The organism is Micromonospora sp. NPDC052213, assembly GCF_040679695.1.
Lineage (GTDB): Bacteria > Actinomycetota > Actinomycetes > Mycobacteriales > Micromonosporaceae > Micromonospora.
Map to the genome: position 1 here is coordinate 1 of NZ_JBFAVI010000188.1, position 13207 is coordinate 13207.

At 73.5% G+C, this 13207-nt stretch carries 5 protein-coding genes; 2 read left to right on the forward strand and 3 right to left on the reverse strand.

Features of this window, described 5'->3' with window-relative positions; translation table 11 throughout:
- Positions 1–2 precede the first annotated feature (2 nt).
- From AB0L34_RS29225 to AB0L34_RS29235, 3 genes are all read right to left on the reverse strand, one after another.
- Positions 3–1505: a BCCT family transporter gene (locus AB0L34_RS29225; protein WP_363708313.1), complete on the reverse strand. Its 1503-nt coding sequence runs from the start codon at positions 1503–1505 to the stop codon at positions 3–5.
- A gap of 436 nt (positions 1506–1941) precedes the next feature.
- Entirely contained in the window at positions 1942–3552 is a 1611-nt protein-coding gene (locus AB0L34_RS29230; RefSeq protein ID WP_363708315.1) for an L-lactate permease, read from the reverse strand.
- A 174-nt stretch (positions 3553–3726) separates the two neighbouring features.
- A complete protein-coding gene (locus tag AB0L34_RS29235) occupies positions 3727–4347 on the reverse strand; it encodes an L-threonylcarbamoyladenylate synthase (RefSeq protein WP_363708317.1) in 621 nt (206 codons plus the stop codon).
- 944 nt (positions 4348–5291) lie between these two features.
- Here AB0L34_RS29235 and AB0L34_RS29240 point away from each other — a divergent pair.
- Together AB0L34_RS29240 and AB0L34_RS29245 are read left to right on the forward strand one after the other, a co-directional pair.
- Positions 5292–9659: a peptidoglycan-binding protein gene (locus AB0L34_RS29240; RefSeq protein WP_363708319.1), complete on the forward strand. Its 4368-nt coding sequence runs from the start codon at positions 5292–5294 to the stop codon at positions 9657–9659.
- A gap of 55 nt (positions 9660–9714) precedes the next feature.
- Positions 9715–13207, forward strand: a 3493-nt coding sequence (locus AB0L34_RS29245; RefSeq protein WP_363708321.1) for a DUF6603 domain-containing protein, incomplete at its 3' end; no start/stop codon positions are given.

The window sequence follows — 13207 nt, forward strand, 5'->3', positions numbered from 1 at the left end:
TGTCAGGCCACGGCACGCGCCGAGGTGAGAACGTCCAGGACGGCGCGGGTCTGCGCCCACGGCACCGGGCTCGGGGCGCCCCGGACCATGCCGACCATCACGAACAGGAACGGCAGCGCGGCGAGGATGGTCAGCGACTGCAGGGCGGACAGGCCACCGGCGAGCAGCAGCACGGCGGCCACCAGGCCGGTCAGGATGCCCCACATGGAGACCAGCCATGCCCTCGGTTCGAGGTTGCCGCGCGAGGAGAGCGTGCCCATCACCACCGAGGCGGCGTCGGCCCCGCTGACGAAGAAGAGGGCCACCAGCACCATCACCAGGATCGCGGTGACGGTGAAGAGCGGGAACTCCCGCAGGACCGCGAAGAGCGCGGCCTCCGGGCTCTCCGCCACGGCGGCCGAGAGGTCGGTGCCGCCGAGCTGCAGGTCGATGGCGGTACCGCCGAACACCGAGAACCAGGCGAAGCTGACGAGGCTCGGGATGGCCACCACACCGAGGACGAACTGGCGGATGGTACGGCCCCTGGAGATGCGGGCGATGAACGCGCCGACGAACGGGGTCCAGGAGATCCACCACGCCCAGTAGAAGATGGTCCAGCCCGCCATCCACTTCTCGCCCCCGAAGGCGCCGGTGCGGAAGCTCATCGGGATGAGGTCGTAGAGGTATCCGCCGGTCGACGCGGTGAGGCTGTTGAGGATGAAGACCGTCGGGCCCACCACGAGCAGGAAGAACATCAGCGCCACCGCGAGCACCATGTTGGTGTTCGAGAGGAACTGGATGCCGCGCTTGACGCCGGTGACGGCGGACACCACGAACGCCACGGTGAGCACCGCGATGATCCCGATCGCCAGCGGGGTGGACTTCGGCACGTCCCAGAGGTTCGTCAGGCCGCTGTTGATCTGCAGGGCGCCCAGCCCGAGGGAGACCGCCGATCCGAACAGCGTCGCGAAGATCGCGAAGATGTCGATGGCCTTGCCGGGGCCCCGGTTGGCCCGTTCGCCGATGAGCGGGAAGAAGGCGCTGCTGATCAGGCCGCGCCGGCCCTTGCGGAAGGTGAAGTAGGCCAGCGCCAGGCCCACCACCGCGTAGATCGCCCACGGGTGCAGCGCCCAGTGGAAGAACGAGTACTCCATGGCCACCCGGGCGGCCTGCTGGGAGTTCGGTTCGGTGAGACCGCGCGGCGGCGTCCCCAGGTGGGACAGCGGCTCGGCGGCGCCCCAGAACATCAGGCCGATGCCCATGCCGGCGCTGAACATCATCGCCACCCAGGAGACGGTGGAGAACTCCGGCTTCTCGTCGTCCCGGCCGAGCTTGATCCGCCCGTACCGGCTCAACGCCAACCAGACCGACAGCACGACGAAGGCGGCGCTGGCCAGCACGAAGACCCAGCCGAACGCCCTGACCACCCAGTCGAGCGCCGCGCCGGTGACCGACGCCAGGTTGTCGGTGGCCACGATGCCCCACACGACGAAGAGCACGGACACCGCGGCGGCGATCCCCAGCACCGTCCGGTCGACGTCTCCCGGGCGGCGGCCCGGCTGGGCCGGCGCTTCTCCTAACGGGGTGTTGCTGTCAGTTGACGTACCTGTGGCGGGCACGGCCATGGTCTGTGGACCTCCGTGGGCTCGCGGGAACGCAGGCCGCGGTTCCGGCGCTGTTTCCCGCCGGTGGGCCCGCAATTCCGATTTGTCCCGACCTGTCAGCGGTCTGGGAACTCGGGATGGTGTCTCCGGTTCATAGGCGATCTTGCGTGGATGACGAAACGTACGTGCGGTTCGCCGGGGCTCGACCGCCACTGACGCCGGCGACGGGCCGCAATCACTCTGGGTGTCAATCTTGGAGGAGACCCTGCGATCCCATGACAGTCCCATGACAAGACCGGCGATCGAGCGTCACGGACCGTGGACGAGCGCGGGGCAACCCCCTCCGGACCGGCTCGCGTCAGGGCACCATCCAGGCCAGCACGGGCGTGGCCTGCAACCCGACCAGCAGGCACATCAGGGCGAGCAGCGCCACGCTCCAGCCGAACATGCGCCGGAACAGGTCGCCCTCCCGGCCGCTGAGTCCGACAGCGGCGGCGGCGATCGTCAAGTTCTGCAAGCTGATCATCTTGCCGAGCGTGCCGCCGGAGGCGTTGGCCGCGGCGAGCAGGACCGGGTCGAGGCCGGCCCGCTGCGCCGCCGCCACCTGGAGCGCGCCGAACAGCGAGTTGGACGAGGTGTCCGAGCCGGTCAGGGCGACCCCCAGCCAGCCGAGAACGGGTGCCAGGACGGCGAAGAAGCCACCCGCACCGGCCATCCAGACACCCAGGGTGGCGATCTGCCCGGCGGCGTTCATCGTGAACGACAGGGCCAGCAGCCCGACCACCGTCAGGACGGCCCAGCGCAGCTCGAACAGGGTACGCCCGTACAGTCTCACGGCCTCGCGCGGTGACACCCGCAGCAGCGCCATCGTGACCAGACCGGCCACGACCAGCAACGATCCGGGGGCGGCGAACCAGGCGAAGCGGAAGGTCGTCAGCGGCGACGGCGCGCCGGACGCCGTGACGACGTGCAGGCCGGGCCAGGAGAACGTCACTGTGCCCGCGTCGAGCAGGTGCTTGACGGCCGGCACCTGGGAGACGGCGAAGACCGCCACGATCGTCAGGTAGGGCGCGTACGCCCGCCACTGCGAGCCCGGCGGCGACGGAGCCTCGCGCTCCTCGGGCAGGCCCCCGCCGGCCGTCACGGGAACGCGCTGCCGCACCGCCGGCCGGCGGGTGACGAGCAGCAGGACGCCCATGCCCGCGAACGCGGCCGTGATGTCGGCGAGCGCGGCCGTCAGGAAGTTCGCGGTGACGAACTGGGCCACCGCGAAGGCGGCGCCGCACGCCAGTGCCGGGCGCCACAGCTCCCGTACGCCCCGGCGGCCGTCGACGACGACGAGCAGGACCAGCGGCACGACGACCGCGATCACCGGGACCTGCCGGCCGGCCATCATGCCCAGTTCGGGCGCGGGCAGCCCGGTCACGCCGGCCAGCGTGGTGATCGGCAGGCCGAGCGGCCCGAATGCTGCCGGTACCGTGTTCGCCGCCAGCGCCACGGCGGCCGCCCGAACCGGGGTGAAACCGAGGGCCAGCAGCATGACCGTGGTGACGGCCATCGGCGTGCCCTGGCCGGCCAACGCCTCGAGCAGCGACCCGAAGCAGAACGCGATCACCATGGCCTGGATGCGGCGGTCGTCGCTGATCCGGGCGAAGCCCTGCCGCAGCGTGTCGAAGTGCCCCGTGTGCACGGTCAGGCGATAGATCCAGATCGCCGTGCCGAACGTCCAGACGAGCGGGAAGAGCGCGAAGGTGGCGCCCTGGCCGGCGGCCAGCAGCGTCTGCGACAACGGCATCCGCCACAGCCACCAGGCCAGGACGACCGCCACGGTCAGCGCACCGAACGCCGCGATCCAGGCCCGCGCACGCACGACGCCGAGCAGGACGAACAGGGTCAGCAGTGGGAGCGCGGCGCAGGCGGCGCTCAGCGCGAGCGACCCGGCGACAGGTTGCAGGGGCTGCTGGTACATCGAGACCGCCTCGGCTGCGGACGCCCCCGGTCCCGGCGGCGTGGCGTACGGCTCATCTCACCGGACGCAGCCAGCGGGACGCGCCTTCCACCTTGCGCAAGCCGTCGTGCCGGCCGCGCACGCCGCGGAGGGAAACCGACGGGCAGGTGGACGCCGATCAGGGCGGCGGTGCACTCACGCGAAGCGGGACGGGTCCCCTGCCCCCTCGCGCAGAATCTCCGGCTCGGGTTGCGACAGGTCGACCACGGTCGTCGGCTCCTTTCCGCAGTCGCCGGCGTCGATCACCGCGTCGAGGACGTGGTCCAGCCGTTCCTTGATCTCCCACCCCTGGGTCATCGGCTCGTCCTCGTCGGGCAGGATCAGGGTGCTCGACACCAACGGCTCGCCGAGTTCGGCCAGCAGCGCCTGGGCGACCGTGTGCCGGGGGACGCGTACGCCCACCGTGCGTTTCTTGGGATGCAGCAGCCGACGCGGCACCTCACGGGTGGCGGGCAGGATGAACGTGTAGCTGCCCGGGGTGCATGCCTTCACCAGTCGGAAGACCGAGTTGCTGACCTGCACGAACTGGCCGAGCTGGGCGAAGTCCCGGCACACCAGCGTGAAGTGGTGCCGTTCGTCCAGCCGACGGACCTCCCGGATCCGGTCCAGCCCGGCCCGGTTGCCCAGCTGGCAACCGAAGGCGAAGCACGAGTCCGTCGGGTAGGCGACCAGCCCGCCGTCCCGGATCAGGTCGGCGACCTGGCGGAGGACCCGGAGCTGGGGATTGTCCGGGTGCACGTCGTAGTACCTCGCCATACGCCGAGACTAGTGCTCCCGCCGTAGCTGGTAAATGCGGCGTCTTCGCAGGTCAGCCCCGGGTTACGCGGCGGGTGCCCAGGGCCTCCCGCTCAGCGGCCAGCAGAGACAGCGTGTTTGCCAGCGAAGACGTGATCAAAGCCGCCGCCGCCTCGCCTGAAGGCTCCTCGAATCACGTTCGCAGGGCACCACCGAGCATCGCCCCGGCGCGGACCTGACAGCTCGCCGCAAGATCGGTCGCGGTGGCCAGCAGGCCAGCCCGATCACGCCCCTATACCGCGTGAACCATGACCCACTTTCGCTGCGGGCCGGAGGGCACGCCGCAACCGCGCCTTCCTGACCGGTCGGCTCGGAGGGCTCGGCCCGGTGGGCCATCCCGGATGGTTGGACACCTGTTGTCGTGCGGACGGTCGAAAGATCCGGAACCCGTGTCCCGGCCGCCCGGGACAGCGGACCCTGTCGCTGGTACCCCCCGGGCCGACAGGCTTGCGGGCGAGGTGGCCGGCAGACCCGCCGGAACCGTTGCACGGCAACGGCTACACCCGGCACAACCCGCTCGCACCACACGGGGTGGACGGGCCGGCCGCCACGACATCCGGACTCACGTTCCCGGGCCGACATCGGCCGTCGGAGCGGCGTCCGCACGGGGAGGGGAAAGGCATGCGACCACGTCGGCACCTGGCCCGGCGCTGCCGGTGTTACCGCGCCGCGATGCCCGGCGGCAAGCCGGCGTCGGGTCTCCGTCAGAGGAACGAACTGAGTGGACACCCGGCCCGCCCGGTCGGCTCACCTCACCCGTCGTGGATCCGGTGGTTGCCGAACGCCGGGACGGGTCTTCCGCACCGTTGCCCGGTAGGCGCGGCGCATCCCGGCGACTTCAATCGTCGTAGACACCGCGCGACTCCCACCGTCCCGTCGCTCGGCCACTGGCGAAGGGATGCGCGATGACGGCTCCGTCGAATCTGCCACTGGTGCTCAGCGGTCCCGTCGTGCGTCGGGTCGACCCGAACGGCGTCACGGTGTTCGTCGCGCTGCGCGCGGAGTGCACGGTGACCCTGAACGTGTTCGCGGTCGGCGCGGCTCCCGGGTTCGCCCGTGGCGCCACGGTCGGCACCGCCAGCCGTACGACGGTGCGGCTCGGGGAGCGGCTGCACGTCGTCGCGGTCACCGCGAGCGGGATCACCCTGCAACCCGGCACCCTCTACGGCTACGACCTGGGGTTCTCCGGCGGCTCGACCGCCGGGAGCCTGTTCGACGCCGGCGTGGTCGCCGCCGACGCGGCGGCGGCGCGGGCGGCCCTGACGTACGTCGGGCACCCGCAGGCGCCGGCCGCCGCGCCCGCGTTCCCGACCTTCGCCACCCCGCCGGGTGACCCGAACGGGCTGCGGATCTTCCACGGGTCGTGCCGCAAGCCGCACGGCGAGGGTTACGACGCGTTCCCCGCCCTGGACCCGATCATCGCGGCCTCGGCGGGCGACCCGGCCCGGCGCCCGCACCAGCTGGTGCTCGGCGGGGACCAGATCTACGCCGACGACGTGGCCGACCCGCTGCTCGCGCTGATCCACGGCCACGACGCGCTGGCGGCGAACGGCAGCGACCCGGCGGTGCCCGCGTACCTGGGGGTGGCCGCCCGGCTGGGCCTGGCCGCCGAGGTGCTGCCGGTCGGGACGACCGATCAGCCGACGGACGCGCGGTACGCGCCGGGCAAGCGCGCCGACGCGATGGCGAAGGACGCGAAGTTCACCTCCGGCGCGGCCGACAGCCACCTGATGTCGCTGCGCGAGTACCTGTGCATGTACCTGCTGGTCTGGTCGGACGTGCTGTGGCCGGAGAGCTGGCCGAGGTTCGAGCACGTGCTGCCGGCGGACACCCGGATCCTGAAGGACCCGCAGGACCGCCGCCCCGGCGAGACGGTGTACGACCTCATGCTGGCCGGGCGGGCGTACACGCCCAGCGCCCAGCAGAAGGAGATCATCGAGCGGTTCGAGCGGTGGCAGCGGCAGGCGCTCGCGCTGCGGATGTTCCGGCAGGGGCTGGGCGCCGTGCGCCGGCAGCTGGCGAACGTGGCGACGTACATGGTGGCCGACGACCACGAGGTCACCGACGACTGGAACATGACCAGCTCGTGGGTCACCGACGCGGTGGTGAACTCTCCGCTGGGGCGGCGGGTGGTGCGCAACGCGATGGCCGCGTACGCGGTGTTCCAGGCGTGGGGGAACACCCCGGAGCGGTACGCCGAGGCCGGGGCCGCCGGGGAGCCGGGCCGGGCGGCGCTGGCCGCGCTGCGCGGCTGGGTCGCCGCCCCCAACGACGGCGACGACCTGGCGTTGCGGACCCGTCTCGGATTGCCCACGGCGGTCACCAGCGAAGGCCGGCTGGCCCGGCCGGCGGGCGCGCTGACCTACCACTGGACCGTCACGTGGCCGCGCTACCAGCTGGTCGCGTTGGACACCCGCACCTGGCGGCAGTACCCGGCCGGCGCGGGCAAGCCGGGCGGCCTGCTCTACGACGACCAGCCGCTCAACGAGATGATCAGCGGCGGCGGTGTGCTCGGCGACGACGCGGTCACCGTCGTCGCCCAGCCGGTCGCCCTGTTCGGCGTGCCCGTCCTGGAGCAGCTCGCGCAGCCCCTCGCGAAGGTGTTCGCCGGCCGGTACGAGGCCGACGCGGAGGACGCGTGGGTGACCAGCGACGCCGCCGTACACAAGATCCTGGCCCGGCTGTTCGCGGCGGCGCCTCCCGGCGCCGACGGTGTCCGGCGGCGGCGGCTGGTCATGCTCGGCGGCGACATCCACTTCGGCTCCGCCGAGCGGATCCGCTACTCCGCCACCCTGCCGTACGCGTGCGGGCCCGACCCGGCGAAGCCGTTCGAGGGGGTCAACCGCACCGAGGGGGTGCTCGCCGGGTTCGTGTCCAGCGGGTTCCGCAACGAGGACGGCAAGACCCGGATCCTGCACGCGCTGGGGTACGTGCCGCTGCTGGACGGCACCGGCCGCATCGACCTGGTCGGCTGGGCCAACGAGCTGCCCGACAAGGAGGGCCAGCGCATGCAGGCCGGCGTGCAGGCGACGCTGGCCGCCGACGACGTGACCGGATGGTGGGTGTCCGGGCGGCCCTCGGTCAGCGACCTCGACGCGCTGAAGGTGCTGACCCGGCATCCGGAGTGGAACGTGCACGTGCAGTTCGTCCGCCACGACGAGGCCGACCCGGAGGTCCGCCGCGACGGCACGCCGGAGTCGGTGGTGGACCCGGCGGGCCTGCCGCGCGACCAGGCGCTCGCGCAGTACCTGGCGGCGGCCCGCAACCTGGACCACTACAAGGGGTCGTGGGGCAACGGCAAGGAGATCGTCGGCCGCAACAACCTCGGCGAGGTCACCTTCGACTGGCCGGACGGGGAGTGCAAGTCGGCGACGCAGCGGCTGTGGTGGCATCTGCCCGGCGAGAACCGGGCGGCCGCGCTGACCACGTTCACCGTGGACCTGTCCTTCGGCTGCTCGCTGGCCGTGACCCCGCCGTACGGGGGATGGAACCTGCGCGCCGACGACCGGGACGCCACGGCGACGGCCAAGGCCCGCTACGACGGGCTGGAACGGCCGGCGGAGCTGGTCAAGGACCGCTGGGTGACCCGGTTGCAGCAGGACCTGGCCACGCTGGGCTTCCTGGCACCGGCCGAGGTCGACGGAGTGTTCGGTCTGCTCACCTACTGGGCGGTGCTGGAGTTCCAGACGTACGCCCGCCGGGAGCGGGCCGCGGTCGAGCCGGCCGGCGCCACCGCGCCCCGCTACTCCGACCGGTTGCAGCCGGTGGACGTGCCGGAGGCCGAACGGTACCTCGGGCCGGTCAGCGGCATGGCCGACCTGGCGACCCAGGTGGCGATCAAGCACTGGCTGGACAAGCGGTGGCGCTCCCCCGTCGTGGTCGAGGCGTGGCAGGTGGCGGGGGACGTCCCGCAGCGGCTGGACCAGCCGAACGTGTGGAACTTCGACGAGGTGACCGCCGCCGACCGGCGGGTGTACTCGCGGGTCGTCACCGGGCGGCCGGCGGGGGCGGGCCGCGCGCCGGACGGGTACCCGGAGCTGATCCGGTTGGGCGCGTACCGGGCGCACCCCACCGGGGCCGAGTGGAGCGGCCCGGTGCTCGACGCCGAGTCGGAGCTGCTGCCCGAGGCGGTGCTGCCGCGCCCGCAGGACCACGGCAGCGGGCCGTCGCTGGCCGCGCTGGTGGCGGCGATCGGCGCGGGCGGGGACGCGGGCGCGCGGGCCGCCCGGCAGCTGTCCACCTTCAAGGTGCTGCGGGCCGTCGCCGAGAACCGGATGCCGGACGCCGCCGGCGGCTACCTCGACGCGGTCGCCGCGGACGACCCGGCGGTGATCCGGTTCGGGCCGTTCGGTTGGCGGGCGCACGGCCCGCTGGTCACGCCGACGTCGGTGCCGACCTTCCTCGACCTGAACTCCGAGCCGGGCGAGATGTGGGCGTACCTGGCGTTCCTGCGCGCCACCGACCGGGACGCCTACGACGCGCTGGGCGGGCTGGCGGGTGTCACCGCCGTGCCCGGGTGGGGGCGCGACGGCGGCGGGCTGCTCTTCACCGACCTGCGGGTGCTGCGGGCCCGCCCGGCGCGGACCGACGCGACCGGCGCCGCGCGCGAGGGCATCAGCACGACGCTGGAGCTGCTGGGGCTGCGGTCGTGGCACTGGATGCACCGCTACGCGCTCGCGCTGCGCGGCCACGACGGCGTCCGCCGGGGGATCTGGGCGTTCGCCCGGCAGCGGCTGCACGACCTGCTGGCCACCGACTGGGACTCCCCCGACCCGGACGTCTCCCCCACGGTGGCGAACGTGCCCGGGGTGGACGGCAACCCGCGGCGGGCCCGCGTCGGCGACGTGTTCACCTCCGAGCGGGCGGTGGCGCTGCTGGCCTGCTGGCAGCAGCACCGGGCGCACCAGCTCGTCGCCGTCGGGCCGCCGTCGGCGAACGCGGAGAAGCCGGAGTTCCGCACCCGGGCGCGTGCCGCCACGCCGCTGCACCTGGTGCTCACGAAGGCCAGGGCGCTGGGCGCGGACTTCAGCGGGGCGCCCACCGGCTGGACCGACGCGCACGAGACCGCGCTGATCACCGCCATCGGCCAGGTCGTCGCGGGCGACGCCGAGGTCGCCACCGCGCTGACCCGGCTCGCCGCCTGGCCGTCCTGGCCGACGGGGCGGCACTACACGCTGCCGCTGGACGCGCTGCCCGCCGCCGAGCGGGGCCTGTCTGCGGCCCGTCGGTCGCTGCGGCTGGACCTCGGCGACCTGTCGCGGGTGACCGCGTGAGCAGCACACGACCGGCGACGGACAGCAGCCGGCAGCACGAGGGACGGGATGGACGATGAGCGACGCCAAGAACGCGCTGGCACTGCTGTGGAACGAGATCCGGCTGCTGGCCGAGCCGGTGCTGGCCGCGTACGACCCGTGGCAGCGGGCCCGGCTGATGCGCGCGTTGGGCTGGGACCTGGAGGCGGTCAGCGGGTTCGACGCCGCCCGCTTCGAGGACTGGGTGAAGACGATCGGCCCGGCCCTCGACGCGCTCGGCGCGGCGGCCGAGGCGGAGCTGGACAGCCTGGAGGCGGTGAAGAAGCTCGGCACCGCCGCCGGCAACGCGTTCGGCAAGATCGGCACCCTGCCGCCGACGCTGCAGGGGCAGCTGCCCGACGTGGCCGGCCTGCCCGAGGAGCTCGCCGACGACCTGCTCGACCTGCTGATCCTGACGTACCTGCTGCGCCGGGCGCCGTGGACGGTGCCCGTGCTGGACCTGCTGGGCCTGGTCACCCCCGCCACGGACGGCCTGCCCAGCGCGCCGATGCCGCCCGGTGACGCCCCGATCCGGCTGCCCCGCCGGCGCGACGAGCTGCACCTCGAACGTGTCGTCGACCTCGTCGCCGACCCCGGCGGCTACTTCCGCGGCCTGTACGCCCCGGCCGGCTGGGACACCCCGGAGGGCGTGGCGGAGCTGTCCGCCCGGCTGCTGCCCCGGCTGGCGCGGGCGCTGCGGGCCCTGGGCCTCGACGCCGACCAGGGCGTACGCCCCGGCGTCGGCCCCGACCAGGGCGAGGTGGGGCGGCGGCTGGCGGACAGCCTGCTGCGGCTGCGGTTCACCGGGCTGCGCACCCCCGGCGGGGAACCCCCACCGACCGGCGCCGGGCTCGCGGCGTGGCAGCCCACCTTCGGCGTCGGCGTCACCCTCGGCCTGGCGAGCTGGGACGGCCGGTTCACCGTGATCCTCGCCCCGACCGGCGAGGCGCACCTGGAGGGGTCGATCGGCGCGTGGAACGTCGCCACCGACCTCAGCGGCGCCGGCCCCGCGATCGCCGTCAACAGCGACGGGGTCACGTTCAGCGGCGACGCGGCCGTCGTCAAGTGGGCCGCCGAGATCGCCCGGATCGCGCCGGCCGGCGAGCCCGGCTGGATCATCGGCGCACCGGAGGGCACCCACCTCGCCGTCGGGCAGCTCGTCGTCACCGGCCGGGCCAGCCTCGGCGCCGGCCGCGACGACGTCGAGCTGGGCGTGCAGGCCGGCCGCGCCGAGCTGGTCATCCGCGCCGGCGACGGCGACGGGCTGCTCGCCAAGCTGCTGCCCGCCGACGGGCTGCGCCTCGGCCTCGACCTCGGCGCCGCCTGGTCGATGCGCACCGGCCTGCACCTGGCCGGGGCCGCCGCCCTGGCCGCCGAGTACCCGGTGCACCTGTCCCGGCACGGCATCGGCATCGAGGGGCTGCGCATCGCGTTGCAGGCCTCCACGCAGACCCGCGCGGTCAGCCTGCTGATCACGACCACCGTGAAGGCCGCGCTGGGACCGCTGCACGTCACGGTGGAGAACATCGGCGTCCGCGCCGACCTCACCTTCCCGCCCGCGCTCCCGGCCGGCGGAGGGGACGACGCCCGCGGCGGCAACCTCGGCGTGGCCGACCTGGCGCCCGGGTTCAAGGCGCCCGACGGCGTCGCGCTGCGGATGGACAACGGTTTCGTCTCCGGCGGCGGCTACCTGTTCGTCGACGAGCCCCGCGGCATGTACGCCGGCGCCCTGCAGCTCGGCATGACCTCCACCACGCCGCTCGCCCCGATGAAGGGGTTCCGGCTCCAGGCCACCGCGATCGTCAACACCCGCAACCCCGACGGCAGCCGGCTGACCGAGGCCGACGGCGGGCACAGCTTCTCCCTGCTCCTCGCCGGCACGTACGAGTGGTTCCCCGGGCTGATGCTGTTCTGGGGCATCTCCATCACCGGCCTGGGCCTGGTCGTCGGGCACAACCGGCGCAGCAACCCCGAGGAGTTCCGCAACGCCGCCCGCGCCGGCACCCTCGACGCGCTGCTGTTCCCGCAGGACCCCGTCGCCAACGCCCCGGCCGTCATCGCCACCCTCAGCCGGCTGTTCCCGGTCGACACCACCGGCACCGTCCTCGGGGCGATGGTGCGGCTGAACTTCCTCGGTGGGCAGGTCGTCGCCGACCTGGGGGTGCTCGTCGAGTTCCCCGACCCGGTACGCATCCTGCTGCTCGGCAAGCTGGTGATCGACTTCAAGGACGCCGGCAGGTTCCGGCTGGACTCCTTCGGCATGGTCGACTTCGCTCGCCGCGAGATCAGCCTCGATGCCGCACTCATCGACTCGAAGCTGTTCGGCCGGCCGGTCTCCGGGGAGATGGCGCTGCGGGCCCGCTGGGGTGCCAGGCGCACCTTCGCCATGTCGATCGGCGGCTTCCACCCCCGCTACACACCCCCGCCCGGCTTCCCGCCGGTCAAACGCTTCAGCATCGCCCTGCAGAAGTCCGGCAAGGGCATCGACCTGCTGGCCTACCTGGCGGTCACCAGCAACACCGCCCAGTTCGGCGCCGAACTGAAGCTGCACTTCGAGGGCGGCGGCTTCGTCATCGACGGCCGCGCCTGGCTCGACGTGATGTTCCAGTTCAAGCCGTTCTGGTTCACCGCCGACATCGGCGCCACCGTGTCGCTGAAGTACGGCGACAAGGAACTGCTGGCGATCAACCTGCTCATCGGCGTCTCCGGCCCCGGCCCGTGGAAGGCCTGGGGCGAGGCCCGGATCAAGTTCCTGTTCTGGGAGGTGTCGGCGAAGTTCTCGTGGACCGACGGGGACACCGCCGCGGCCGACGAACCCACCCACGTCGACGCCGCCGAGACGCTGCGCGCGGCGCTGTCCGCACCCGAGGCGTGGGAGATCCGTCCCGCCATCGGCGCCGGCGAGCCGGTGACGCTGCGCGACCTGACCGGCTGGACCGGGCCGATGCTGCTGCAACCCGGCGCGCACCTGTCGGTACGGGAGAACGTGCTGCCGCTCGACACCGACCTGCAACGCGTCGGCACGTCCCGGATCAGCGGACCGAACCGGTTCACGCTGACCGGGGTGAGTGTCGGCACCGGCGACGACGCGCTGTCCGGCACCCTCGGCGACACCGTCGAGGACGACTTCGCGCCGGGGCAGTTCCGCGACCTGTCCCCCGTCGAGCAGCTCACCACCCCCGGGTTCGTGCGGCTGGCCGCCGGGCGGACCGTCGCGCTGCCGGAGGGCACCACCCTGCCGCCGGCCGACCTGACCACGTTCGCCGAGCTGGCCGACGACTCCGCGTACGACCGGATCATCATCGACGACCCGGACGCCGCCGGCCGGCCCCTGCCCGCCCAGCCGGCGACGGCGCGGCTCGCCGCCCGCGGCGGTGACCCGCTGGCCCGGTTCGCGGCCACCGCGCCGGCCGCCTACGCGGGCAGCCGCCACGGCGGCGCCGCCCGCTTCACCGGCCCCACCCTGGACCTGGCCGCCACCGCGCCGGCCGCCAGCGCGCCGCGCGCCGCCGCCGCGACCGTGCCGGCGC